The organism is Flagellimonas hymeniacidonis, assembly GCF_008040165.1.
Taxonomy (GTDB): Bacteria; Bacteroidota; Bacteroidia; order Flavobacteriales; family Flavobacteriaceae; genus Flagellimonas; species Flagellimonas hymeniacidonis.
The window spans coordinates 838,007-864,480 of sequence record NZ_VRUR01000001.1 but is presented as its reverse complement, the minus strand read 5'-3'; the positions used below and the strand labels follow the sequence as shown (position 1 = coordinate 864,480).

The following is a 26,474-nucleotide window of genomic DNA, read 5'->3' as shown; positions in this document are numbered from 1 at the left end:
TTTTAATTTTTGATTTTTCTTATTTTTTCGATTTCTAAATTTTTTGATAAAAGGGACAAAGCCCGATGCCTTCTAGACATTAAAGTTCCAAGTGAGATACCCGTTTGTTCTGCAATCTCTCTATATGTATAACCTTCAAAATCAATAGCTATAATGATATCTTGGTAAGAAGGTTTTAGTTGTGTTATGGCCTTTTTGAGTGTTTGCATTGCATCCTCTGGGTATGAATTGTCCGCGGTGCCATAAAAGAGCTCTGCAAAATCGGCCCATTGCTTATCAATATCTTCAGACTCGTGTACCTTTTCTTTTTTGGTTCTCATCACATCAATAATCCTGTTCTTGATGGAGTTGTATACAAAGCCTGCAACATTGTTTATTGGAGAAGAATCATCCGACCTTGAAAATATGCGCAAGGCCACATCTTGAATGATATCTTCCGCGTCCCGTTCAGTTGTGTCATCGACTCTTGAGCGCACATATACCTTTAGAGAATGATACTCATCATTAAAAAAAGTAGTAAGGTTTTTATAATTCTCTTTATCGGAAACCATTCAAAAAAGGCTGTTTGCTGTCTTCAACTATAAAGACGAAGCTTTTCAAATCTATTGCGTTTTTTACATAAACTTTTTCGGAATCTTGCTAATCTTGCTTTTTAAACCTAATAAGAGGAGGGAAACTCTTTAAGAATTACTGAACAATTTAAATTCTAGACAGTATTTTTGATTTATGACGAATTCGAATACCATTGAGCAGTATGGGGCTGCATTTATTTCTCATTTAGAGAGCAAAATCAAAGCAAAAGAACCAAAGAATCTTTATGAACCTATAAATTACATTCTAGGGCTAGGAGGCAAAAGATTAAGACCCATTCTCACACTTATGACCGCTGATTTGTTTGGAGGAAACTTTAAAGATGCACAGGATGCTGCCATGGCCATAGAGGTTTTCCATAATTTTTCGCTGGTGCATGATGATATAATGGATGACGCTCCCTTGCGAAGGGGTAAAGAGACCGTACACGAGAAATGGGATGTTAACACAGGCATTTTATCAGGGGATGCCATGTTGATCAATTCGTATCAGTTTTTCGAAAGCTATTCCCCAGAAGTTTTTAAGAAACTTACTTCACTTTTTAGCAAAACAGCAATTGAAGTGTGCGAAGGTCAGCAGTACGATGTGGATTTTGAGTCGAGGGACGATGTTACCATCCCGGAGTATTTAAAAATGATTGAGTACAAGACAGCGGTTTTGGTGGCAGCGGCTATGAAAATGGGTGCAATTATCGCCGATGCTCCAGAAGAAGAGACCAGTGCTATTTATGAATTTGGAAAAAATCTGGGAATAGCTTTTCAATTGCAGGATGATTATCTAGATGCTTTTGGAGACCCAGAAACTTTCGGGAAACAGGTAGGTGGGGATATCATTGAAAACAAAAAAACATTTCTTTTTCTAAAATCCTTGGAATACGCCGAAAAAGAACAACGAGAAGGCCTTTTGCATCTATACTCCTTAAAACCTGGGGATTCCAAAACAAAAGTAGAAACGGTGAAATCGATTTTTATAGAGAGTGGAGCGGTAGAAGAAGCTAAAAAGGAAATTAACCAATACACGCAAAAAGCGTTCAATGCCCTATGTGACATCAATATTCCTGAAAAAAATAAACATATTCTAAAGGAGTTTGGTGAAAACTTAATGAAACGGACTGTTTAGAAAATCCTATTCCATAGCGCTTTTAAAAAAGGCCATTTGGGACAAGCACTTATAATTTGTAGGTCTTCCCAGAAAGAGGTGTCCTCATCCAAAAATTTAAGAATCAATTGCGGCTTTCGGTTTTTGAATAATGATTCAAAAATGGATTGCCCTAAATGGTTTTTTTTAGATAGGATGTCCAATAGCAATACATCATAAAACCAGAATTTATTTCTTTTGTAGAAAAGGGACAGCGGCTTTTCCTTTTTAAGGAATCCAACCAAAGTGTTTACTTGTTTGTGTGTACTATAGAACGTGAAACCAGTGCTCGCTTTGGCCCATCCACCTGCTATTCCAATGTTCATTACCCTATTTGAATTATGCTTGTGGAATTTATACGAGGTCATCGGAATATTGCCTACTTCTTTTTCAAGGATTTCATAATTAGCAATGCCTAAATCGTTTTGTAGATAGTCCACGATAGCCTGCTCATATTCTTCTTTTTTTAATAGGGTCTCCGAGAATAAAGTGTATTCCACAAGTGCTTCGGTATCAGAAAAAGGGAGTACATACATAAAACGTGTATTTCCTTTTTGGGGGATAGAAAAATCCATAAAAGTGGCCTCATCTTTATTAAAAACTGCCTTTTCAGTTTTTACGAACCATCCTAGGAAATGTTGCTGGAGCACTGGATATTGTTTTTGATTCTTGAGGGGGCCATAATCAAAAATGCTATTAAACACAATTTGCCCGGAAAATTGTTCTGTTTGAGTTGAGACAACAACTGAAGTTTCTTTTTCTTGGATCTTAGTTACATCATCTTGTAGCCATGTAATATTTCTATAGCTCTTGATTTTGTTTGTATAATGTTGGTAGAAATCAATTCCTCTTAGCATTTTGTAGCTATAAGGAGCAATTGTAGAAGATAGCCTCAAGTCTTTCCCTGCAAAAAAGATGCTAGGCCAACTTTTGTGTAGTATGGCATCAAATTTACCTTGTTCTTTTTCCCAAAAGCACCATGTACGATCATTTTTCTTTTTATCATCCTTATCTATGATAAGAATGGATCTTGATGTAAAAAAGGAATCATTGATAAGAGCATCGGCTAGCAAAAGACCTGCAGCTCCCGCTCCAATAATAACATAGTCGTAGTTAGACATAAATCAAAAGTACGGAATGAAAACATTAAGAAAGATATGGTCAAATTACAATATTGCCTTTTATTTTTTGGGAATGGACACTGAAATAGTATTAGGGAATAGGGTTTCTTCCAATTTTTCTATGTCTTCATCAAAAACTACCAAATTTGATTTGTAGAAAATAGCATCTAAAAAGTTTTGGGTTATTTTGCATATCACTTCATACCCAATCTGTGCAATCTCACCTCCTTTGGACCAAGGTTGAACTTTGTTTGTTTTCAGTATACCGGGAATCATTCCTTCTAGGGCATTAAAACTTCCATGGGAAAGCCCCTCAAAAGAAACATAACGGGATTTGGGATGCATTTCATTAAAAATGTCCGGAGGCGTCTTAGTTTTTCCATTTGTTCCAATCCGTTCAGATAGTATCAGATAAGGAACATTTAGCTTTTCTGGGCTTACTTTTTCCGAAATGCCTGCTCCAAGAAATACACCCCAGGAAAATCCGATTGAACTTAATCCTATAACCACATCGATATTTGAATCGCTCATTTGAGCTAACACCACAGACTCCCCAGCATAACTCCAGGACAATAAGCCTATTTTGGTTTTGTCTATGTTGTTTTTTTGTTTTAAAAATGAAATAGTATTCGTCAAATCTGCAACTTGACGATTTAGTGCTATTTCTTTTTGCTCAGTTGATTGAATTTGCCATGGAAATGGTGCATTAGGTTTATCTTCTACAAAAGCAACTACATAGCCATGGCTTGTTAAATATTCTGATAGTATATTTTGGTATTCCACGGTTCCATATCTACTACTCCATACTAGCAATGGATACTTGTCCTTTTTTGGCTCAGCACTTTGAGATGCCTTCATTTGGGAATGAAGCAATAACTCCAGACTATCTTTTGGAAACGTGTTGGCTTTTCCTGATATACCAATAGAAATGGTTTCCAATAGTTCTAAATCACTAAGCTCGTTTTTGTAATTTAAATAATCTGAAAACTTTAATTTCTTACCATCTTTCTCCGCAGGATACCACATGCTAATGTCAAGAACCCTAATGCTTTCATTTGTCTGATAGCTGTGGGTGAGTTGTTCAAACCCGACCCTATGAGGTCCAAAGCTGAGATTGCCGTATATATTCAACTCTTCTTGCGCGGATAGGGCAAACACATTGCCTATTACTACTAAAACAAATAGTGAGATATATTTCATGGTATTCAACTGTTTGTTTGAAAGATAATCAAAGCCATTCTAATGATTATTTTCTATTTTCCTTCTTTTTCTTCAATAATGTTCAATAGTTTTTGTCTTGCTTTCTCAAAATGTTCCAAAAGATTGGGAATTGGACTTTTTCCGTAACCTTGTTTCATACTTTCTTCGGAAACATTTAAGGCTTTGAGTAATTTATGGGCAGCACCTGTTTTTGCGATTGAGGAAGTACTTCCTACTTCTCCAAACCATATTGGTGCACTTTCGGCAAATGGATAACTGTCCATCATGGGCCATTCTGATTTACCTCCAGAAACCCTTGCCGTTACCCATCCACCTTCTGGAATTTCAATAGACCCCTTGTAGGTTTCACTACTTCTGTTCTTACCCTTCTTGGTCCAAACAACTTCTCCATTTACAAAAATCTCTACAGTGTCGTAGGCAATAGGGGAATACACGTTTAACGACCATTTGACTTTTTTGCCTGTTGTTTTTATAATATCCCCTACTTCTTTTCCATCAACTTCAAAAACAATCTGAGGACCATTACTTATAAAACTTTTCCCCGCTTTTAATGCTTTTATATAGCTTTCATCCGTTAAAACGCCATCGGGCTTTACATACATTCTGGTTGCACCAATGGCCATGGTTCTGTAGAGGTCGTTCATTACATCACTACCGGCAGATTGCCCTATGGGAATGCCTAGATTAAGAAATTGGTGCCAAACTTCTGAGGTTCCGATTTCATCTGTCCAAAGACACCCCAATTCTAAAACATCGACTTCGTCGAGAACGGCATCCGCAATTAATGCAATAGGCATATTTCTTTGGCCATTGAAAGGATCTTTTACCGCTACGGGGTGAACATAACCTCCTAACCCTTCTTTTTTGCGAGCAAAACGCAATGGTTCTGCGTTAAGTCTATCATCTTTTCCATAAATATCATAGAGCGGACCCCAAACCCATGGCCAATACAATTCGGTTATTCCTATTAAACCCAAATGCCCTAAAAAATGAGAACGCACTTCCTGTCCGATTCGAATTATCGGTGTTCCCTCATTTTTCCAGCCCCAAAGATCCTGCTGAAGAAACCGATTTCCCAAATTGGCAACCAAGGGAAAACCAATATCCAAATCTTCCGCCTTAAGATCGAGCAGAATGTCCTCTGGATCTAATCGATTTGTTCCGCCATAGTTTAGATGAAAATGATTGTCCCCTGAATACCATCCATTAGCGGCAGCATCCCAGATCTTATCAAGATTGATTTCTGTTGTTGAGCCCCCTTTTTGTATTTCAACTGTCTGGATGTGTTTTGGTGTGGAAAAGCCATGCACTGAGGTTATCGTTACGGAGCCTAGCGGCGCTTCAATTTCAATTTCACCTGGAGAGTAGAAAAATACCATGCCATGTTGTCCATCAGAACGAACACTACCACTATCTGGAATAATGGGATGACGATTAGCATCAGTGATATTTATTCTAACCGCATCCAATTTTCCATCAACCTTGCTTATAATTTTTAGTTTGCCAGTAGTTGCTCTCCAATCCCATTTTTTTACTTGAAGTGTTTGTGTTGGGCCTCCATTTATAGCTATTCTTTTGAGTTCTGCAACCTCACTTTTATTATACTCGGTAAAATAGATCCATTGACCATCACCACTAAATTTGGGTGCCAAAGGAAGCCCCTCACTTTTGGTAAGCAGCATATTGCTTTTTGGAATGGAAATATTCAATACACGAAGCTCGTAATCATCTCCATTGGGCCAGGTATAAGCCAGGGTTTGATTATCTGGTGAAAGCGAAAAGGCAGTTTGCGAGGTAAAATTCTCTTCGGCTAAAGGGGTAGAAGTGCCTTCTTCAATATCCCACAGTTCAATAGAATCGTATGAAAAGCCATATTTTTTAAGATAAACAATCTGATTGTTCTGATGCGTTGGAACGGGAAGACGTTCTAAACTTCTGTCTTGGGTGATGATTTTATGCTCCAGCGAATTAAGATGTATTTGCCAAAGATCAAACGAACCGTTTTTTGCTGATGAATAATAAACTAATTCTCCATCTTTTGAAAAAATAGGGTCTAAATCCAAAGCTTTGCTGTCTACCAGAACGGTCTCTTTTTTGGAATCAAGGTCTAACAAGACTATTTGGGTATCCACGCTATTGTCCCTAACAAAAACGAGTTGCTTTCCATTGGGGGACCAATTGGGCCTTGAATCAATTCCGGCAGAAGAAGTAATGCGTACGGCCTCCAAAGTTTCTATGTCCATGAGCCATAACCACCCTTTGGCTGAAAACACCACTTTATTATTTAGGGGAGAGGGAGCTGGATCCATGGGCCCTGAATTTAAAACGGGTAAATCGTACCCTTCTAAATAGACATGATGCCGATAACCATCAACCTTGGGATATCGATTTTTCCATTGTGCATTGGCAATAAAAGTTGCAGCTAGAAGAAAGCAGAATAAAGAAGTAACGTTTTTCATAGGCGGTCAAATTTGTTAAATGTACCTTTCTTTGATAAGGTTTATATGGTGTCTTTCATGACCAATGATAGATTTGAGAAAATCTTCAAGGGTAATTTCATATTGGCGAGCCATACCTTTTAGCTTTAATTGTTTTTCAGACAATGTATCAACAAAACTTATCGATGCATTCCTGACATTTACAAAATCAGCTATTAATTGTTTAAATGATAGCTCATCAAAACGACCGTTGTCTACCAATGCGTTTTGGTCATAGCCCCATAACTCAATTGATTGGTTCCTACTTAATAAAAATGCTCGAAACATCTTTATTCTTTCGTGATCGGTAATATGTCCAACTACTTGTTTAATGCTCCATTTATCAGATGCATATCTGTAAACAGCTTTTTTCTCACTAATAGCGTTTAAAAATGTACGAGTGGATGAATCAGAAAAGAGAGATGGACAATCCATATCCTTTACCAGGGCAAAATAATACGGGAATCCATCTTTGGGTGTGTATTTCATGTTTTATTTTGATTTAACAATCGAAGTGCGGTCTGGGTTTCAAGTAATGCTGAAAATTGAGTTTCTAAACTTTTTGTCATTGAAAGAATAGTGCTTTTGGGCAAATTAAGTTTAGTAAGTTCATCATACAATTTATCTGACAAGTTATTATCATAAGATTCCTTCATTTCCGTCAGGTAATTTAGAAAAGTAATGTTTGGAAAAATGTAATCATCTGCGGCATTGGCATCGATTATATAGCTTTCTAATGCTTTTTGAACTTCCTGAGATAATTTTTGATTAGATCTAAACTGTAATTTCAAGTGGTTTAATTCTTCTGTAGGTTTTGAAAAGAAAGTATATTTAAATGTAAGCCAAGCAATGACTAATCCTAAAACTCCTATAATTATCTCCATTATAAGCCTAAGATAATAAAAGAAGAGAGGTCTTAAAAAACCGTATACCGCAATCCAAAGAAACCACGTATGCCTTGGTTAGGGCCATATACATAGCTGGGGTCAAAAGTGAGGGCAAAAGGGTTATCTGTCGTGGCCACAACATTGCCTTGTGGATCAAACTGAACGTTTTGATCAAAGGGGTCATCCGCCCGAGCAATAATAAAAGGATTGCCTCGGTTAGGAGTCCAGTCCAACAGGTTTTTTATGCCGCCATAGAACTCGAACTTATCCAAACCTTTATAAGTAAATTGTATGTTTTGGATACTCCAAGTGGGCGAAAAATCTTGCCGTGGATCTAGCTCTCCAAGTGTGGGTAATCGCATTGGGCCGTATAGATTGCCGGTGTAGTCCACTGTTAGATCTAAACTTCTAAAGGTATAGGAGACATTCCATGTGCCGGTAATGCTTTCGGTTAGTATTTGACGTGAGGTAATTCCGTTTTCTGTATTGCTCACATCTTGCCATGTAGCACCTACCAAAAATTTGAGACCGTTGGGAAGTACTAAATCAATATTAGCACTTAGCCCCTTTGAAACTGATTTACCATCTAGGTTATCATAGATAATTTGGTTGGGATTGGTATCGTAATCTGGTAAAATGATATTGGAAAAATGGGTGTAAAATGCAGAGGCATCAACACCTACAAACGTACCGTTGTCTGCATATATTTTTTTCAGATAATTGAGGTTAACGTTTATGGAGCGCTCAGGCTTCAACTCCTCAGCGATGATTACGTCGCGAGAGCCTGTTAAGGCGGCATGATCTTCCGTAAATAGATTCACCACTCTAAAGCCAGTTCCGGCATTGATTCTAAAAATATCATTGTCCGAAATTTTCCATTTGTATGCCGCCCTGGGGGTAAATATATTACCATGTCTTTGGTCATAATCGTATCGTATTCCTCCTAAAATGGAATGTTTTTTGGCCAGTTTCAGCTCATCTTGAACAAAAAGACTTGGAATCCAAACTTCATCCGCACTTTGAGTGGCGGGTGTGTTGTCATCATAATAGTTATAGCGAATGGCACTCCCAAAGAGCAAATCATGGTTGCCAACGGACTTATCCCATGTCATTTGGCCAAAACCAATGCGCTGGTCTGCCAAATACAGCACATCCCCGTACACCGAGTTTTGATTGTGGTCGTTGTAGGACATGGAAAGCATTACTTTTTCATCAATGGGTAATTGGTATTTACCTAAAACTTCCCATCTGCGGGTATAAATGCTTTCCCCATAAATCTCATCTCCACCTCTAAATTCTGGAGTCCATTGCAATTCACCGCCCCATCGGTCTTCATAAAAGAAGCGTCCGGCAAGGGAAAACACTTTAGCATCTTCACGTTTAAAGTTCCATTTTTGAAAAACAGAAATACGGTCCTGTAAGGTTAAATCCGTAAAATTGTCACCGTTATTGTCAATAATTTCGTCATAGTTAAAGTAATTGACACCAAGCAATAAATCGGTTTTCTTTCCTACTTCAATTTTTGTTCCCACATCTAAGTTGTACTCTCCCCAACCGGTCAAATACGCATCCGCAAAAAACTCAGGAGCATTGGGAGCATGTTTTGTAATGATATTGATTAAGCCGCCAACAGCTTCGCTTCCGTATAGCGTGGAGGCCGGACCTTTTACGATTTCAATTTGTTCTATCAATGAATTTGGTATTCCAGATAGACCATAAACAGTGCCCAAACCGCTTACAATGGGCATGCCATCTATCAACACCAATGTATATGGACCTTCCAAGCCATTGATATGGATATCGCCAGTATTACAAACATTGCAATTGATTTGTGGACGAACTCCATTTACATTCTGGAGGGCTTCAAAAATACTTGGAGTTGGATTTTTCTTTAGAAAGCTTGGTTTATATACCTCTACGGGTACTGCGCTTTCTAGTCTGCTTACCGCTTTTAATGTGCCAGTAACTACCATTTCATCCAAAGCTTCGGCAGATTGGTTTAATTGAATATTCAATGTTATTATTTCATCTTTTCCAATTAAAATGGCTTTTCTAAAAGGTTCATATCCAATAGCAGAAGCAATCAAAACATAGTTGCCGGGAGATAGATTTGTAATGGAATAATTTCCATCTCTATCCGTAGCGGTACCACTTTTACTCCCTTTTAAATAGATGTTGATAAAAGGTAGGGTTTTCCCATTTTCAGAAACAGTTCCTTGGATAATGCCACTTTGAGACCATCCCGTAAGAAAGCTTAACAACATTAATGTAAATAAGAACTGCTTCAATTTTTAGTTGTTTAAATTAAAATTTAGACAAATCTAAAAATTTGTTTTTATAAATAAAAATGTATTTTTGAAAAAATTATTTTTTGTGACTCGATCCGAGGAAAATTATATCAAAACCATTTTTCATTTAGGTGGGAATTCTTCTTCACTTATTGCCACTAATGCCATTGCCGAACAGATGGAGACCAAACCATCTTCGGTAACCGATATGGCAAAGAAATTGGCAGAGAAAGGTTTTGTCAACTACAAGAGATATCAAGGGGTTTCCTTAACTGATTTTGGAATTAAAACTGCACTTTCCATCATTAGAAAACATCGGTTATGGGAAGTATTTTTAGTGGAAAAGTTGGATTTTTCCTGGGATGAGGTTCATGAGGTGGCAGAGCAATTGGAGCATATTAAAAGTGAGAAATTAATTGACAAGATTGATGAGCTATTGGGCAATCCAAAATACGACCCACATGGTGACCCCATTCCAAGCAAGGATGGAAAATTTATGGAGCGAGACAAACAATTGCTTAGCGAAATGACCCTAAAGTCCGAAGGGGTTTGCGTTGGAGTGAAGGATACATCTGCCGCGTTTCTCAAGTTTTTGGATAAGAATAGCATAGCATTGGGCAATACCATTAAGGTATTGGAGAAAGAGGATTTTGATCTGTCGCTCCATATACAAATGGAAGGTAAGGAGTTGCATATTTCACATCAAATAGCATCAAACCTTTATATTAAAAAGAATGACTAATGGAACAGGTAATTCATTATTTTGAAAGCATAAACCCTATATTGGCAGCTTTTTACGCCACGCTTTTTACATGGGGATTAACAGCTGCAGGAGCAGCCTTGGTCTTTTTGTTTAAAGGAATGAATAGAGCTCTTTTGGACGGCATGTTAGGTTTTACGGGAGGAGTAATGGTCGCGGCCAGTTTTTGGAGCTTGTTGGCTCCCGGAATTGAAATGAGTCCGGGAGAAGGTTTTGTAAAAGTGATTCCAGCAGCTGTAGGGTTTTTAATGGGAGCCGCTTTTATTTTCGGCTTGGATAAAATTCTACCGCATTTGCACATCAACTTTAAAGAAAGTGAAGCAGAAGGAATGAAAACGCCTTGGCACCGAACAACACTTTTAACTTTGGCCATTACGTTGCACAACATTCCTGAAGGTTTAGCCGTGGGGGTGCTTTTTGGAGGTGTTGCGGCTGGTTTTGATGGTGCCACCATAGGTGGGGCAGTAGCTTTGGCGTTAGGAATTGGACTTCAAAACTTTCCTGAAGGGTTCGCGGTGGCCATGCCATTGCGCAGGCAAGGTTTAAGCCGGATGAAAAGTTTTATGTATGGCCAAGCCTCTGCCATAGTTGAACCTATTGCTGCTGTTTTAGGAGCTTGGGCGGTACTTACTTTTGAACCCATTTTGCCATATGCACTGTCTTTTGCAGCAGGCGCCATGATCTTTGTAGTGGTGGAAGAAGTGATTCCGGAGACCCAACGGGACAAATACACCGATGTGGCCACGATGGGCTTTATAGGTGGATTTATTATTATGATGACCTTGGATGTTGGGTTAGGATAATCAGCAGAAAAAATTAAAGAACAAATTATGAGAAAATTAGTGCTGTTATTTATTTTGTGCTTTTCCTATTTTGGTTATGCGCAAGTGGATTTTGAACAAATTCAGAATGAAATTGACAAGACTGTTTGGAAACCTTTCCAAAAAGCATTTGAAACCTTGGATGGCGAAGCACTTAATGCAACCTATGCTGATGAAGTACTTAGGGTAACTCCCCAGGGAATTGATACGGAGAATGCTTTTAAAGCAGGAAACCTTAAACGCTTTGAAAAGAATAAGGCAGATGGTGTGTCAATTTCTTTGGACTTTTGGTTCGATAGCCGCCACACCAATGCAACTACATCATACGAAGTAGGGTTTTACAGCATCGGATTTACCGATAAAGATGGAAAGACCAATTACAGCTATGGGCAGTTTCATATAGTGTTAAAAAAGATTGAAGGGCAATGGAAAATAACCCAAGATTGGGATACTGCCACTATTAATGGAAACCCCATTACGTCTTCAGACTTTGCGGAAAAAAGTGTTGTAAAGTTTTAACCTCTGGCAATACAATTGTTGAGGTAAAGCACTTTAAGCGGAAGCCTTATCTTCTGCTTTAGGGGTGATGATCTTTATCCCCATAATCAATAACCATAGACATGTACCAATTTCACCAATACTGGCAGGAATGGTGATATAATCTGAAATCCACAGTTCGCCATAATTTGAGCATACAATACGCCCAATAAAATCTAAGAAATAGCCACAACTGCCCACCATTAAAAAGAAACCTAAAAACTTAGGCAAAAATCCTGATTTGAAAACCAAATACCCAAAAGGAAAAAGCCATAATCCCCAAAAGGCTTGAGCAACTAAATTTCCATGATGATAAGATTCCAAAGCAAGCATTACCTGAGCCTGGATCTGTTCCACAGAATATACGCTGAGGTATTCAGCTTCGCTGAGTAATGAAAGAATGTCCAGCTTGTGTGTTAGATTGACAAATGAAATGGGAACACTAACAACAGCCAAGACAACCATCAGAACTGCGTGTTTTTTATTTATCCCTTTGAACAATTGATACAATACCCAAGGCAACAATAAAAAGAAAATGTAACACAGAAGACCGCTTAAAATTTCCAACCGGAATAAGGATTCCGAAGATTTAATATTTGCAACTGTTGCGGCAGGATCGCTCCAAACAATAAGCTGTGATGGAACATATAGAAGACTGAAAATACCGGTTATTACTACTAAGAAATAGAGTAAGCCAGCGAGGTGCGCTGTTTTTTTGTTTGGACCCATTTGTTTTGTGATTGATATGGTTTGTATAAAGAAAGACGTTTCTTTTTTAGAAAAGGTTGCCCTAAACTATTTTAATTCTTCCAAAACCAAACCATAATCATATTGTAGATCTTCGTGAAGGGCATCTATCTTTTTAGCAATAAAGGCCAATTGCCTATCATACAAATTGCGAAGGGTAGTGTTGTTGTTTATAGAGGGTCTAAACTCCTTTAATTTTTGACAGAAATAAAGCAAAAGCTCAACCTCTGTCTCTTTATTTCCGGAGTAGCGGATGTATTTTTTAAGATTGCGCAAAATCTTTCGGACACTCTTTTTAATATAGAAGTAACTGTTGGTATTGATGTCTAAAAATAGCTCATCAACTTCAGCCATTACACTTTCAATATAGCCGGCTTCGTTACCAGCTTCAAAAAGCAGATAGGTGAGTAGTTCTTTGTTTTCCTTTTTAAATTTTGATAGCCGAAGGCACAATTGCAATAACTCTTCTGGAGAACAATGTTGCAATTCTTTTTTTATTTGGACTACAGAGGCTGCTTTCATACAACAAAGTTAACTCCTTAAATAAGAAGCACCATTGACATCGATAATAGTGCCTGAAGAATATTCCGCACCATCGGAAGCTAAAAAAAGAATGGCATGGGCCACTTCTTTGGGTTGGGCCATTCGTTGAAAAGGAGATTCACGAAGTAGATTTTCTCTTTCTGCAGGTGTTAGTGTGATTGCCGCCATTTCGGTTTCGGTAAACCCTGGGGCCACTACGCCAATATAAATTTTATGTTGGGCCAATGCCTTTGCCAAAGATTGACTCATGGAATTCAAGGCAGCTTTGCTGGCACCATAGGCTGGCTTTGTAGGCTCCCCCCTAAACGCTCCTCTAGAAGATACATTAACAATACGGCCTCCTCCAGTTTTCATCATGGCTTTTGCTCCCCAATAACAGAGATTGGACACGGCAAAGAGATTGGTCTTAAAAGTACCTTCCCAGGCATTGGTCCAATGCTCAAAATCTACCTCATCAATTTTATGAAAAATGGAAATTCCCGCATTGTTCACCAAAACATCCAATTGTCCATAGTGGTCAACAAAACGTTGAATCAAGGATTCTGGACCATTTTTTTCTGAAATATCTTGTTGAAATAATTGATGGCCTTCACCTGGCAACGCTGTTAAGGTTTTTTCAGCCTCTTCTTGATTACTTCTGAAATTTACGCCCACTTTGGCGCCTTTTTCTGCGAAAGCGATGGCAGTTGCCTTGCCAATACCTCGAGAGGCTCCAGTGATAAGAATCTTTTTATTCTGGAAATTCATGGAGAAATCTTTTTAATGGATTTTATCATTGGTTCAACTTTTCAAGCTCTTGGTCAATTTGTTGTTTTAGTTCTTGGGCTCTATGTTTAATCCCCTCCCAACGTAATATTTGCTCCCTGTTGCTTCCGAATTTCAATAATGCCATTTTCCAATAGTCTCTATTTTTTAAAAGTTTGTCCAAATCAAGATTTTCTAGATTGGAAACGCCTTCGATATTCACCCCCAACATAGCAAACCCTTCAAGGTTAAGATAAACGTTATCAATCAATAGGGGTGTAATAAACTCGTCCGTAATCTGTCTTGTGGTGCCATCTGTATAAGTTTCTTTGGCATTACGGTAATAGTTAAAAATGTTTTGTCTTAAAGTTTCGTTTTGTACATAACTCATTTTACCCGAAGAAATAGCTTCATCAAAAATGCCGCTATTGCTCTTAAAGTATTGGTCAATCACAAACTCAAAGGACTGTCGAATAAAACTGAATTTATCAATGCTATCTGTATTTTTTAATAGGTGTATTAAGCTATCAAGTCTGTTCAGTCTTTCCTTAGATAATTTGGTATTGTTTTCTATCTGAAGAATATCCAATTTAATTTCATTTGAAAGGTTTGTAAGAAGCACTAGCTCTTTGTTTCGTTCTTTTTTGTGTTCACTATAATTATTAATGCTCAATGCAATTAAAATACCAATGACTACCAAAACAATTTCGCCAATGGCATAGAGCAGATATTTACTGATTTTGTTTTCAGAAAGCGATTTTTGGCGAATTTTTCTAAAAAACTTAATCATCCTCTTCTTCAGTTTTAGTAAACACTTCGTCCAGGAAATCAAGCTGATTGATTTTTCCTTCGGTATTGAGCTCAAAACGGATTAATAGCTTTTCACGAAACCTGGAATCCTTGTTCGTAATAAAAGTATCATAATGCCAATGCTCGGCTTTATACGTAATAAAATCATTAAAATTGGTTTGCAACACATTGTCTTGGACCGTGACTATTACGGTACCCAACATTTCACTATTATAAGACCCTTCATAAGCCTCCAAAGGCAAACTAGGTTTTGTATTTTCCGCACGCTCTTTAACCCTTTTGTTCAATATTTCTAAATTCTCTTTTTTAAAGCCCTCGTATAGTTTAAAAACTTCGCTATGCCAATCACGGCTGTTATCGTTAAAACCATAAAGATCCATTGCCTTGTACATAATGGCATGTCGCAGTTCTGCGTGATCTAAGTTTGCAAATACATAAACTGCCAAATTCTTACTATGCATTACCCCAGCAATGGCGACCAGACCAAATAGGCTTCCGGTATGAAAATCTAATTTATGGCCTTTATAATCTTGCTGAAACCAACCTAAACCATAGGTGTTCCAGTTTGGTTTGGTTAGAGCATTTGTAGGATAGGTTCCATTTGAACCTAAAAAAGAATGGGGCTCAAACAAATACTTGAATGTTTTTGGTTTTACCAACGTATCCGATTTATAAATCCCATCATTCACTAAAAATGTCAAGTAATTGGAAATATCATGCGGAGTAGAGCAGATCATTCCTGCAGGACCTATTTGATCCGAGAACCCATAATCAACTTCTACCAAGCCATCTTCAGGGTCATCTAAATATGGGGTTACATAATTTCCAACACTAAAAACATCCTTTGCTATAGCTTGTGTTCTGGTCATACCCAAAGGATTGAATATCCGTTCTTTTACGAATTCGTTCCAGGGCTTTCCACTTACCGCCGCAATAACTTCTCCAGCCACCGCATACATAATATTCTGGTAGGTGAAACCTCCACGGAGGGGATAGGTTTTTTTTGCAAATTGAAACTTTCGTATTGTTTCGCGGGTAGAAGTGCTGTCAATGATCCATAAAGCATCTGCATTACCAATACCCAAATTATGGGTAAATAAATCTTTTATACGAGCATCTGCAGTACTATACGGATCGGACAATTTAAAGTATGGTAAATGGTCAATAACCTTATCATCCCAATTTAGTTTGCCCTCATCGACCAACATGCCCATGGCAATCGCCACAACTGCCTTGGTAGTAGATGCCATATTGAAAAGCGTATTTTCATCTACCTTTTCTTTGGTGTCCAAATTTTTTACCCCATAAGTTTTTTGAAAAACAACTTCACCATCTTTAACAACTATTGCAGCCAGCCCCGGAATTTTCCAATCCTCTAAGCCCTTGACAATCATGGCATCCAATTTCTTGTTGTTTGCTTTTTGTTGAGCGCTTAAAGGTTGATTTAGTGTTATGGTTAAGAAGAATAACAGTGCATAGATCTTATTTCTCATATTTCGATTCTTATTTAAGAAATAGCCTTGTTTAATTCAAAGATGGTTTCAATGCCTTGATGAATATCTTGCATTGAGGAGTGGGTTAACACAGTTGGCTATTTCCCATAAATATAGAAAGTTATAAGGTATTGGAAGACTTTGACGATAAATTTGGGAATGACGCTATTGCAGAACCTCCAACAGCACTTTTTTTAAATAGGCTTTTTCAGAATGATCTAATGTACTATCATGATCTAGCAATATGTTTGCCTGCCGATAATGTATTTGGGATTTTTGTAAGGAGTCATTTTTCTCTAGGTAGTATGCCAAGCGGTAATGATTCAATGCTGAATTTGGATAGCTTTCCACTGCCATTTTATATAGTTGTAACCTGTTTGTATACTTTGGGTCTTTTTTCCAGGCCAACCAGTTTTTAAAATCGGTATAAAAGGACATAGAAAAGGGTGTTGGGTTGCCCTCGGCAACCCCTGATTGATATATGCTTTCTATGGCAGCTATACCATCAGAAATAAAGAGATTTTTTAGGATTGCCATGTTTGGAGGTGGTGCAAGACGTTCCATTTTGAAGATAGTATCTATGGTTTTTTCATATTTTCTTGGAATCTCTTCAGAATAAAATTGATCAAGGATGTTTGACTGCCCTTTTAGCTTGGCATTTAAAAAAGAAAGCACGAGCTCAGACCCCACAACAAAACCTGTTTGGACATCCCCTTTAGGTTCACCAATGATATCCGGCACATATGCTTCAAACAACCCAAAGTTCAAAAAATGAAACTCACTCATTTCTGGGAAGTGTGCAAAGTACCGCTCACTATAATTTAAATGGTAAATATGTTCTGGTGAAATGCTTGGGTGCGGTGCATAGATGGCCAAAATGGGGAGCGTGATTCGCTGCGGTTCATAAAAGTTGGTTTTATTCAGAATATCTTGTTCAAATCGACTCAGCAAACCACCTTCCAAACTAACAAGTGCTTTTATTTTTTTGTTGCGTGAAGCAAGACTGGTACAAACGGAAGAAGCCATGGCATTTCCAATCAAAGCAACTTGGCCTTTTTCAACGTTGGGCAATTTGAGTAATTCCCCCAATGCAAATTGTAAATCGCTCACAGCTGTCTCCAATCCTTTTACAGAAGTACCCATTACATGCGAAAATTCACCTTTAAGCGCTACTGCGGCAACCACAAACCCATGACTTGCCAAATATTCGCAGAGTACACTTTGATAAGCGGGACTGGCCCCATTGGGAAAAATGACCAATGGAAATTTTTGTTGCATGGGATGTGTGTTGAGCGAAGCGTTTGTCTTTAATGCCAAAAGAGTATCCAGTTGAGCTATAGTAAATCCATCTTCCCCTTTTAATTGATCAACCTGGTAAGCAAAAATTTTCTTTGCAAAGGCATCAGACTCTTTTTTGAATGCTTCATCCGTTTGTTTGGTCATTAAATTCACATAGTGGTCATAAGGAAGTAATGTGGACTTTTCCGAAGCGGGGTACCAAATGTGAATGGGCAAATTTCTTCCTTCTGATGTTTCACTTTTAGGATAGAGCCTTCCACTCCAATCGGAATAGGGAATATTTTCTCTGGAATCATCAGTGGTAAAAAGCGTTTTAAAACCAACGGCATATTCTCCATATTCCATAAAGTTGGAAAAGGGGACTTCTGGAGTCTCATCCTTCGAATTTTGACAACTAATAAGAAATAATAGACTTAAACAAAGAATGATTGCTTTCATGGTTGGCTTCAATTAATTCTTGTAGCTACATCAGTAAAGATGTGCTTCCATTCTTTATCCTTAAGAAATACACTTGCCCACCCGCTCCATATTAGTTGATTTTCATCGGAATATGAAATTGTTGCCCTAAAGAAACGGTCCTCGATTACATTTTTGGGCGAGATGGCATTTATTACCTTATTTTCTTTATCTAAAAGCCATTTAAATTGACCATGCAATGGAAAGTCATGGGCAAAGTTGGTAGCTCTAAAACATTTTTCTTTTTTATCATAATTGATAACATAGGAATAGTATCGTTTGTGCCCATTCTTTTGGACCACGGTTTCAGATTCACATTTTATGAAACTTCCGTTGAGGTAATATTCACATGTCCGGGTTCCTTTCTCTTGATACTCTTTTTCGGTGCCTGGGTAAATGGTTTCTTCAATTTCCCAACTACCAATTAAAAAATCCAAATCTTTTATAGATTGAGAAAATGAGGCTTGAGAAATTAAAATAAATGAAAGGATTAAAAATGACTTTTGCATGAGATATAAATTTTGTCTCAATCTAGTCAGGAAGCCTTTCAAAAAAGTCTCAACACCCGATTAGAAGTCTCAAAAAGCGTTTTTTAACGTAAGTTTTGGGATTTGAATTCCTTTGGTGTCTGACCGGTAAATCCCTTAAATAACCTATTGAATGTGGCTTTGGAATTAAACCCAGCATCAAACGCCAGACTTAGAATTTTTAAATGGGCATTTTTGGGATTTTTCAATTTTTCTTGAACATCCTTAACACGATACTCATTTACAAATTGATAAAAGTTCTTGTTGAGGTTGCCATTTAAAACTTCGGAAATGGTCCTTTCGGAAATGGAAACGGATTTGCTAAGACCTGTAAGGCTCAATTCGGGATTTCTAAAAAGCATTTCCTTGACCATAACATTATCAAGCTGAGCTATAATTTTGGTTGATTCTTCATCTAACAGATCAACATTGCAATCTATGGGCTTGCTGATTTTTATGATTTGTGCCTGTTGATATCCTCGAATACTAAGCCAATACAACGTAGATGAATAAAGCAATAAAACTGCAGAACGATACTCATCCCATTGATGGAAGAGTTCTTTGCCACTTACCCCACTGCTAATACATAGAAAAATTAAAATCAATACAAAAGAAACAACGATGATTCCAATCATTTTTTTAACCCATTGAAGGTCAATTTCGGTGATGGTAGAGACGTTGTTAAGCAGTTGTTGTTGGTATTTTTTTATCCGTTTGAAAGACAAAACCATATAAATTAAAATGGAAATAATGGCTGCAGATTCCAACAGTTCGGCAAAAAAATGAAACCAATGCCAAGGGGTGCGATTTCCAGGAAAAATTGCGTGGTAGATACTGTGGACATAATTAAGAGCGAGAGGAGAAAAGTGCCAAAGATGTCTTTTGGTAAATCGAAAATCTGTATTGGTCAGCGTGAGAACATAAAAGTAAAAAGAAGGGCCTATCCAATAGGTAAACGAAAAAGGCATCCATGCCAACCACCTAAAGGTGTTCCAAAAAGATGGATCCAACATATATGGTGTAAAAGTAAGACACATGCAGATCAGGGTGAGGGAAAGAAATCGGTTTGCAAACCGATTTTCCTTTTTTTCCAACAACAGAAACCCAAACACAAAACCATTCGCAACGGCACAAATAGTAATAAGCTGAACAATGGAAATATTGAGTTGCATTCGCAATTTCTTTTTGAAGCGTCTTTGTTTTCCGCTACCTTTAAAACTACAAATTTCAAAACTATGCGGAGACTTCTTCTTTTATTTCTTGCTGCCAGTGCCATACAACTTTCAACAGCACAAAAACAACCTTTTTCCTATCTGGACATTTTTGATTTACAATATGTTTCAGACCCTCAAATATCGCCAAATGGCGATTGGGTGGTATACCGTCGCATGGGTTATGATATTATTAAAGATCGCTCGGTGGGAAATCTTTGGTTATTAAAATCTGATGGAAGTCAGCACCAAAAATTGACTTCAAGAGAAGTAAGCGAAAGTAGTCCAAGATGGTCTCCAAACGGGGACAGAATCGTTTTTTCGAGTAGTACAGACCAAGGCTCTGAAATTTATATGTATTGGGTAGCTTCTGGCAAAATTGCAAAATTGACCCAATTGCCATTTAGCCCAAGTTCTCTAACGTGGTCGCCCAATGGAAGGCAACTTGCTTTTTCCATGAATGTGCCCAAAGCTGCTCCTGTCATTGCCAAAATGCCAAAGAAACCTAAAGGTGCCAAATGGGCAGACACACCAAGAATTACGGATCGCGTCTACCATGAAGCTGATGGAAGAGGATATATCAAACCTGGTTTCAATCATATTTTTATCGTTCCTGCTGATGGAGGTGCTACACGGCAGATTACCTCAGGGGATTGGCATCACCGTGGTACACTTTCATGGGCCAAGGATGGCAGTAAAGTCTATTTTTCGGCAAATAGGGTAGACGATTGGGAATACCGTTTTCGAAATAGTGAAATCTATGCTGTTGAGGTTCAAAATGGAGAAATAAAAGCATTGACAGATAGAAATGGGCCTGACTATAGTCCAAAAGTATCTCCCGATGGAAAGCATATTGCTTATCTAGGTTTTGAAGATAAGGTGCAAGCATACCAAACACGCAAATTACATGTAATGAAGCTAGATGGCACTGATAAGCGTGTCATTTCTGAAGGGTTGGACAGAACTATTTCCAACATTCAGTGGAATGCAAAAAGTGATGGATTGTTTATTTCCTACGACGACAAAGGAAACGGTAAAATAGGACACATTTCTCTTTCAGGAACGGTTTCTAAAATTGCGGACAATGTTGGCGGCACTTCATTGGGAAGACCTTATGGAAGTGGCTCATATAGTATTTCTAAAAATGGTGCCATAGCATTTACACAATCTACGCCTAATTATCCGGCAGAATTGGCGGTACTAAAACCAAAAAGCAAGAACCCTGTAAAAATCACAGCCTTGAACAAGGCATTACTCAATTACAGAGATTTGGGCAAGGTAGAGGAAGTATGGTATAAGTCCTCGGTTGACGGTAGAGACATTCAAGGTTGGGTCGTTTATCCTCCCAACTATGATGCCTCAAAAAAATATCCGTTTATGGTAGAAAATCATGGAGGGCCAATACTCAATTATGGAGATCGTTTTTCCATTGAAATGCAGCTGTATGCTTCAGCGGGGTATGTTGTTTTCTATCCAAATCCAAGAGGAAGTACCAGTTATGGTGAAGAATTTGGAAACCTATTGTACAACAATTATCCAGGAGAAGATTACAATGATGTCATGGATGGGGTAGATCATTGCATTAAAAAAGGAATTGCCCATGAGGACCAATTGTTTGTGACCGGTGGTAGCGCAGGCGGTATCATGTCTGCATGGATGATTGGCAAAAACAACCGTTTTGAAGCTGCTGTAGTGGCCAAACCGGTAATGAATTGGATTAGCAAGACTTTAGTGGCGGATAATTATTTTTACTACGCAGAGCATCGATATCCTGGACAACCTTGGGAAAATTTTGAGGGCTATTGGAAATTTTCTCCCATTTCACTCGTTGGTAATATAGAGACCCCAACAATGGTAATGGTTGGCATGAACGATTTGCGAACCCCACCCAGTGAAGCCAAACAACTTTACCATGCCCTTAAACTACGAAAGATTGAAACGGTATTGGTTGAAATTCCGGGTGCAAGCCACGGAATAGCCAGCAAGCCGAGTAATTTAATTACCAAAATTGCCCATACCGTTGCGTGGTTCGATAAGTATAGAACGGACAAGAAAAATGAATAAAAAGAAACGACACTGGTTGTGGAATGTATTAATCGTACTCACGCTAATTGTTTGTATTCTTGCCTTTGTAGAACACTCTAAAAACTGGCACAAAATAGAAGATGGAAAGCTGAAAATCCTTTCAGGAATTTATTATCAAGCAATTCCCATTTCCGAAATTGATAGTATTAAACTAGTGGATAAACTACCAGAAATGGAGCGTTCCAACGGGTTTTCGTGGATGGCCAAGGAAAAAGGCGTCTTTAAAGATTCGTTGACACAAACGAAGGTCTATGTTTTTGTTGATGATTTAAGGCAACAAAAAATACGGCTCGTCCACGGGGATTCCCTTAAGATATTCCTCAATTTTAATGATAGCCTGCAAACACAAAAAGTGTATCATAGGTTAAACGAAGAACTACTGGCAAACCTTAAACAGCCAAATTGATTTTGATATCGTATATGCTTAATAAAGATAATTTTGTCCCAAATTAACTATGAGAATACTTACTTTTTCCATTTTTATAATCCCGGTATGGGTATTTTCCCAAAACACAATTTCTGTCAAAGTACATAACGTTCCGTCACAAGATGGAAATATTAATGTAGCCGTTTACGATTCAGATGAATCCTTTTTAAAATTTGATAAAGTTGTAAAGACCGGCTCTGTAGAAGCACATGAGGGCGTAGTCGCTTTGAAAATTGAAAACATGCCTGCTGGTGAGTATGCGCTAGCTGTCTTTCACGATGAAAATGCTAACAATGAGCTCGATACGAATTGGTTGGGCATTCCCACAGAGAAAGTGGCATTTTCCAAAGGCAAAATGAAAACCTTTGGCCCTCCCAAATACAAGGAATGTGTTTTTAGTGTAAATTCAGACTATGAAATCAACATTGAGCTGTAACCCACAAAAACTCCAAAAGTCTTAATGGAAACTATTTTACTTGCTCAAGTAATGGGAGGCGTTTATGGTCTATTGGCTATCATTTTAGGTGCATTTGGAGCTCACGCGCTAAAAAAGAAATTGACCTTGGAACAACTTCATAGTTTTGAAACTGGGGTCAAATACCAAATGTACCATGCTATACTGTTAGTTGTACTTAGTTATAATCTTGGGTTTGATCAACCCTTGGATAAGTACATTATAAATTCTTTTGTTTTTGGCACCCTGCTTTTTTCTTTCAGTATTTATGGTTTATGCCTTAGCGCTGCCAATGGAAAGAAACTCCGTTTTCTTGGACCGGTGACCCCAATAGGAGGTTTGCTGTTGGTTGTTGGATGGGCATTGCTATTGTATTCGTTTATAGCTCCCATGTTTTAAATAGTTATTCAATGTTGACGGGCTCTATGTTCTTGTAAAACCACGGAGTATGTTGATTGGTAACAGCAACCCATTTCCATTTTTCATTTTGTTTTTGTGCATTTAAGGTCATCAAACCAATTTCCTTGAAGGTGGTATCTGCTGGATTTTCTTTTTTAAACCAAAACATTTTCCAAGAATAATAGGCAATGGCATTATAGCGGTCCAAGAGGCGTATTTTTGGGTTTCCAATCTCATAGTAGTAATCCAAAGAATCGTTTTCAGAAAACATTAGATGAAACTTTTCCAACTCCTTTTTTCCCTCGAACAAATACCCTTGAGAATTTATCCATGTGGCATCTTCTGAAAACTGCGGCAGGACCAAATCAATATTTTTATCGATCATGGCCTTTTCCCGAGTATTGATCATTGTCACCAAGGCTAGAGAATCTGCTTTGAAAGACATTTCGGCTTGGTTATATTGATTTTCCTTTTTACAAGAAGTGAATAGAAAGAAACCGCAAAATAAATACAGACAAGCTTGCTTCATTATTCACTTTCTGAGATACATATTCCCATTAATGGTATTTAAACGAAGGCGGTTTGAAGCGTTATTAAAATTCCCTTCTACCTTTTGCCCCACATGGCGATCAGTAACCTTTAAATCCAAATTTTCATCAGCATAGATCTGTCCGTGAATGGTTTCTGCAATAAGACGAGAATTGGCCATGACCAAATCTATCTCACCATTTATGGTTTTTAGGTCCAAATTGCCATTGTATTTTTTGATATCAATATTACCATTGATCAAGTCCGCGGTAAAATCACCTTCAATAACTTCCGCACTAAGGTCACCATTGATGCTACTCACGCTAAAATTTGCATTTTTTGGAACGTACAGGACATAATTAAATTCATACCTATCACTGGTATAGTAATGCCTTTGACCATCTCTTGGGCGGTTCTTATTCCATTCATCTTGAAAAGCTTCAAGTATTTTTTCAGTCTCAGAACTGATGCTGATAAAACCATTGGTCTCTTCTACTTTAAGGTTGTATAAATCAAGATATTTTCCATCTTCCGTTGAAATATCAGCCTTAAAATACACATTGGATTTATCCCATGTTTTTACTTTTATATGTGAAGCAAACTTCACCTCTACATCTATTACTTGATTGTTGTAATTAATGTTTTTTTCAATGATTTTTTGGGCATGTACAGATAGACTGATGAAGCCCAATGTCAATACGATTACTAAATTTTTCATGACTGTTCGTTTTGTTGATTATTGTTTTCTCAGGTAAATATTTCCATTCGTAGATTTCAAGGAGATGTTCACCCCACCATTATTGATGGACGCCCTAACTCTTCTTCCAGAAATAGACTTTAAGCCATCTTTTTCTTCTCTTTTAATATCAAAATTGGTATAGATATCCCCGTTGGTCGTGCTCAATGCCAAATCTGCTGGAGTATTTGAAGGCATTGTAATATCTACGGCTCCATTTGTGGTATAAATGGAAATGGGAGAATTCTGCTTTACCGTTCCAAATTCCACAGTAATTTCTCCATTAAGTGCGTTTGCGGTAACAGGACCGTTTACATTGGTGATTTCAATACTACCGTTTAGTTTGGCATCCGCTTCAACCTCGCCAGAAAAGCCATCAATTTCAATATCTCCAGCCCATGTACTTTTAACGGATACATTTTGATTTTTGGGAAGAAAAATTTCCGCACCTTCAGATTTTCTTAGGTTTTTTACAATTAGGGTGTTTCCGTCCTGTACTACATAGAAACCAACATCGGTATTGTCATTGCCGCCTTCCCCAACAAGTCTAAGCCCTTTAGCTTTTTCTGATACTTTGGAACTCCTACTTCCTTTAATGCGCAACTCATTGGCGCTGGATGTTCTTAATGTGATATCCGATTTTGACTCTATTTTAACCCACTCGATACCACTTAATGATTTTGTGTAGCCTGTTTGGGCATTGATTGTTGTGGCGAAAGCCAATGCAACTAAAAGAATTGATACGTGTTTCATGATTTTTCGTTTTTTGATGTTATATAATTTTAGGTAATGCTAATTCAATTTCGTTTTTCACAAAAGGCTGTGTGTCCTCTTGCTCCAACAATTTTTTCATGGGTACTGCCGCCTTCTTTGCCTGAATTTTTACCAGGGATTGTATAATGGCAATTTGAATACTCGGATTTTTTTCAATTTCAAGGGCTTTAATAAAAGCTTGTTTAACCGTTGGAGAAGTAGCAAATGTGGCCAATGCCTCAAAAGCATTTAAACGTACGTTGTCGTTTTCATCATTTAATAATCGGTTGGCCAAAGCGTTTACAATAGCTTCATCTGGATTCGGGAATTCTTCAATATAACTCACCCCTTGAATACGTTTGCTCGCGGATTGGTTTTCCATTAGCGATAGCATTGCTGTTTGTTTTATCTTAAGACTTTCGTCTAGCAAAGTAGCCATGTCATTATCAGATTTTTGCACCTGAAGGACTCTCCCCATCTGAAAAGAGGCTATAAGGAGTGCAACACTCGCAGCTACCTTCAGCATATTGGAAGCCCAGTTGGACTTTTGTTTAACAACGGGTAGCGCAACTACTTTAGAAGTTTCCAACTTCTCTTTGTCGAGGGCCGCTTCAAATTGAGCGCTAAGCCTATCTGAAGGCACCGCAACAGGTTCGTCCTCCATGGCTTTGAACAGAATTTTTAACTCGTCCAACTCCAATTTACACTGAATGCAGCTTGATACATGCTGTTTTACCAGTTCTTTATCCTTCTCATTTAGCACATTGTCTAAATAGTCTGGGAGTAAGTGTGTAACATGATTTTTTTCCATGCTTATATATTTTCTAGATAAATGTCTTTTAGTTTTTTTAGTGCTCTACTAACTCTAGTTTTAACAGCTCCTGGCGTACTGTTGGTTATTTCGGCCAATTCTTCATATTTGATTTCTTGAAACCTGTTCAGGATTATTAATTCCCTGTCTTTCACATTCAATCTATTTAATGCGTTTTGCAACTGGGAGTAATCTTCGTGCTTGCTTTCATCATTTGCAATCTGCTTATATTCCAGTACATCAATATCATCATGGTTCTTATGTTTTCTGGTAAAATGGGTGTTTAAATTATTTCTAGCTATGGTAAAAAGCCATGAAACAAATGATCCATTTTTATAGGAACTCCTATACTTGATCAACTTATAAAACACATCTTGGGTTAAATCCTCACTTAGCATTTGGTCGCCAGACATTTTGTATAAAAAATTGTAGATGTGCTCATGATGTTTATCAAAAAGAACCTTTAGCAAATCGAGATTCCCTTCTGCAACTTTTTGCATTATTATTTCGTCCGAAAGATGTTCCAAAAGCTGTTTTAGTTGATTTGCTATTCTATATAGTCAGGAAATTAAAAAAGGTTACATCAAGAATAAAAAAATTCAAGAATAATC

28 protein-coding genes are annotated in these 26,474 nt (G+C 37.8%); 8 read left to right on the top strand and 20 right to left on the bottom strand.

Annotated features, from left to right (window positions below; all coding sequences use genetic code 11):
- Positions 1–2: 2 nt before the first annotated feature.
- Positions 3–551, bottom strand: coding sequence for an RNA polymerase sigma factor (locus FVB32_RS03820; RefSeq protein ID WP_147741331.1), 549 nt, complete (start codon positions 549–551; stop codon positions 3–5).
- Between the two features lie 175 nt (positions 552–726).
- On the opposite strand from FVB32_RS03820, the gene FVB32_RS03815 reads away from it, so the two are divergent.
- The gene (locus tag FVB32_RS03815; RefSeq protein ID WP_147741329.1) at positions 727–1,710 is read left to right on the top strand and encodes a polyprenyl synthetase family protein; all 984 of its coding nucleotides are present in this window, start codon (positions 727–729) and stop codon (positions 1,708–1,710) included.
- Here the strand turns inward: FVB32_RS03815 and FVB32_RS03810 are convergent.
- Genes FVB32_RS03810 through FVB32_RS03785 form a run of 6 tightly spaced genes read right to left on the bottom strand, consistent with a single transcriptional unit; the run spans position 1,707 to position 9,698 of the window.
- Positions 1,707–2,849, bottom strand: a complete 1,143-nt coding sequence (locus FVB32_RS03810) for a lycopene cyclase family protein (RefSeq protein ID WP_147741327.1) — start codon at positions 2,847–2,849, stop codon at positions 1,707–1,709. The two genes, FVB32_RS03815 and FVB32_RS03810, sit on opposite strands and share 4 nt — an antisense overlap.
- A gap of 60 nt (positions 2,850–2,909) precedes the next feature.
- Entirely contained in the window at positions 2,910–4,049 is a 1,140-nt protein-coding gene (locus FVB32_RS03805; RefSeq protein WP_147741325.1) for an alpha/beta hydrolase family protein, read from the bottom strand.
- 53 nt (positions 4,050–4,102) lie between these two features.
- Positions 4,103–6,529 carry a CehA/McbA family metallohydrolase gene (locus FVB32_RS03800; protein ID WP_147741323.1) on the bottom strand — a complete coding sequence of 809 codons (2,427 nt, stop codon included), beginning with the start codon at positions 6,527–6,529 and terminating at the stop codon, positions 4,103–4,105.
- Between the two features lie 15 nt (positions 6,530–6,544).
- Positions 6,545–7,036, bottom strand: a complete 492-nt coding sequence (locus FVB32_RS03795) for a DinB family protein (RefSeq protein ID WP_147741321.1) — start codon at positions 7,034–7,036, stop codon at positions 6,545–6,547.
- Positions 7,033–7,431: a hypothetical protein gene (locus FVB32_RS03790; protein WP_147741320.1), complete on the bottom strand. Its 399-nt coding sequence runs from the start codon at positions 7,429–7,431 to the stop codon at positions 7,033–7,035. The genes FVB32_RS03795 and FVB32_RS03790 overlap by 4 nt, the downstream gene beginning before the upstream one ends.
- Positions 7,432–7,463: 32 nt before the next feature.
- Positions 7,464–9,698: a TonB-dependent receptor gene (locus FVB32_RS03785; RefSeq protein WP_147743417.1), complete on the bottom strand. Its 2,235-nt coding sequence runs from the start codon at positions 9,696–9,698 to the stop codon at positions 7,464–7,466.
- A 109-nt stretch (positions 9,699–9,807) separates the two neighbouring features.
- Here FVB32_RS03785 and FVB32_RS03780 point away from each other — a divergent pair, with 109 nt between their 5' ends.
- From FVB32_RS03780 to FVB32_RS03770, 3 genes are read left to right on the top strand one after another with little or no spacing between them, the layout of a single operon-like run.
- Positions 9,808–10,464, top strand: a complete 657-nt coding sequence (locus tag FVB32_RS03780) for a metal-dependent transcriptional regulator (RefSeq protein WP_147743415.1) — start codon at positions 9,808–9,810, stop codon at positions 10,462–10,464.
- Positions 10,464–11,285 (top strand): ZIP family metal transporter, encoded by an 822-nt coding sequence (locus tag FVB32_RS03775; protein WP_147741318.1) that lies wholly within the window; start codon positions 10,464–10,466, stop codon positions 11,283–11,285. Before FVB32_RS03780 ends, FVB32_RS03775 begins: the two co-directional genes overlap by 1 nt.
- Before the next feature lie 27 nt (positions 11,286–11,312).
- Positions 11,313–11,822 (top strand): YybH family protein, encoded by a 510-nt coding sequence (locus FVB32_RS03770; protein WP_147741316.1) that lies wholly within the window; start codon positions 11,313–11,315, stop codon positions 11,820–11,822.
- A gap of 33 nt (positions 11,823–11,855) precedes the next feature.
- Here FVB32_RS03770 and FVB32_RS03765 read toward each other — a convergent pair whose 3' ends face one another.
- From FVB32_RS03765 to FVB32_RS03730, 8 genes are all read right to left on the bottom strand, one after another.
- Complete coding sequence (locus FVB32_RS03765; protein ID WP_147741314.1) at positions 11,856–12,569, bottom strand: DUF4386 domain-containing protein; 714 nt, start codon at positions 12,567–12,569, stop codon at positions 11,856–11,858.
- Between the two features lie 66 nt (positions 12,570–12,635).
- The gene (locus FVB32_RS03760; RefSeq protein ID WP_147741313.1) at positions 12,636–13,109 is read right to left on the bottom strand and encodes a hypothetical protein; all 474 of its coding nucleotides are present in this window, start codon (positions 13,107–13,109) and stop codon (positions 12,636–12,638) included.
- Positions 13,110–13,118: 9 nt separating this feature from the next.
- Positions 13,119–13,877 carry an SDR family NAD(P)-dependent oxidoreductase gene (locus FVB32_RS03755; protein ID WP_147741311.1) on the bottom strand — a complete coding sequence of 253 codons (759 nt, stop codon included), beginning with the start codon at positions 13,875–13,877 and terminating at the stop codon, positions 13,119–13,121.
- 25 nt (positions 13,878–13,902) lie between these two features.
- Positions 13,903–14,664, bottom strand: a complete 762-nt coding sequence (locus FVB32_RS03750) for a DUF6090 family protein (RefSeq protein WP_147741309.1) — start codon at positions 14,662–14,664, stop codon at positions 13,903–13,905.
- The gene (locus FVB32_RS03745) at positions 14,657–16,177 is read right to left on the bottom strand and encodes a serine hydrolase (RefSeq protein ID WP_147741307.1); all 1,521 of its coding nucleotides are present in this window, start codon (positions 16,175–16,177) and stop codon (positions 14,657–14,659) included. The genes FVB32_RS03750 and FVB32_RS03745 overlap by 8 nt, the downstream gene beginning before the upstream one ends.
- A gap of 165 nt (positions 16,178–16,342) precedes the next feature.
- A complete protein-coding gene (locus tag FVB32_RS03740) occupies positions 16,343–17,914 on the bottom strand; it encodes a dienelactone hydrolase family protein (protein ID WP_147741305.1) in 1,572 nt (523 codons plus the stop codon).
- Between the two features lie 8 nt (positions 17,915–17,922).
- Positions 17,923–18,441, bottom strand: a complete 519-nt coding sequence (locus FVB32_RS03735) for a hypothetical protein (protein ID WP_147741303.1) — start codon at positions 18,439–18,441, stop codon at positions 17,923–17,925.
- An 83-nt stretch (positions 18,442–18,524) separates the two neighbouring features.
- Positions 18,525–19,631, bottom strand: a complete 1,107-nt coding sequence (locus FVB32_RS03730; RefSeq protein WP_147741301.1) for a helix-turn-helix domain-containing protein — start codon at positions 19,629–19,631, stop codon at positions 18,525–18,527.
- A 63-nt stretch (positions 19,632–19,694) separates the two neighbouring features.
- On the opposite strand from FVB32_RS03730, the gene FVB32_RS03725 reads away from it, so the two are divergent.
- Genes FVB32_RS03725 through FVB32_RS03710 form a run of 4 tightly spaced genes read left to right on the top strand, consistent with a single transcriptional unit; the run spans position 19,695 to position 23,035 of the window.
- A complete protein-coding gene (locus FVB32_RS03725) occupies positions 19,695–21,734 on the top strand; it encodes a S9 family peptidase (RefSeq protein ID WP_147741299.1) in 2,040 nt (679 codons plus the stop codon).
- Entirely contained in the window at positions 21,727–22,161 is a 435-nt protein-coding gene (locus FVB32_RS03720; RefSeq protein ID WP_147741297.1) for a PH domain-containing protein, read from the top strand. The genes FVB32_RS03725 and FVB32_RS03720 overlap by 8 nt, the downstream gene beginning before the upstream one ends.
- A gap of 49 nt (positions 22,162–22,210) precedes the next feature.
- Positions 22,211–22,618, top strand: coding sequence for a DUF2141 domain-containing protein (locus FVB32_RS03715; RefSeq protein WP_147741295.1), 408 nt, complete (start codon positions 22,211–22,213; stop codon positions 22,616–22,618).
- 24 nt (positions 22,619–22,642) lie between these two features.
- Positions 22,643–23,035, top strand: a complete 393-nt coding sequence (locus FVB32_RS03710; protein ID WP_147741293.1) for a DUF423 domain-containing protein — start codon at positions 22,643–22,645, stop codon at positions 23,033–23,035.
- 4 nt (positions 23,036–23,039) lie between these two features.
- On the opposite strand, the gene FVB32_RS03705 is transcribed toward FVB32_RS03710, so the two are convergent.
- The 5 genes from FVB32_RS03705 to FVB32_RS03685 all read right to left on the bottom strand — a co-directional run bounded on the left by FVB32_RS03705 (position 23,040) and on the right by FVB32_RS03685 (position 26,363).
- Entirely contained in the window at positions 23,040–23,480 is a 441-nt protein-coding gene (locus FVB32_RS03705) for a nuclear transport factor 2 family protein (protein ID WP_222707944.1), read from the bottom strand.
- Between the two features lie 87 nt (positions 23,481–23,567).
- Complete coding sequence (locus FVB32_RS03700) at positions 23,568–24,281, bottom strand: DUF4097 family beta strand repeat-containing protein (RefSeq protein ID WP_147741289.1); 714 nt, start codon at positions 24,279–24,281, stop codon at positions 23,568–23,570.
- Positions 24,282–24,299: 18 nt separating this feature from the next.
- Positions 24,300–25,052, bottom strand: coding sequence for a DUF4097 family beta strand repeat-containing protein (locus tag FVB32_RS03695; protein ID WP_147741287.1), 753 nt, complete (start codon positions 25,050–25,052; stop codon positions 24,300–24,302).
- A 19-nt stretch (positions 25,053–25,071) separates the two neighbouring features.
- The gene (locus tag FVB32_RS03690) at positions 25,072–25,863 is read right to left on the bottom strand and encodes a HEAT repeat domain-containing protein (RefSeq protein ID WP_147741285.1); all 792 of its coding nucleotides are present in this window, start codon (positions 25,861–25,863) and stop codon (positions 25,072–25,074) included.
- Positions 25,864–25,865: 2 nt separating this feature from the next.
- A complete protein-coding gene (locus tag FVB32_RS03685; protein ID WP_147741283.1) occupies positions 25,866–26,363 on the bottom strand; it encodes an RNA polymerase sigma factor in 498 nt (165 codons plus the stop codon).
- Between the last annotated feature and the right edge of the window lie 111 nt (positions 26,364–26,474).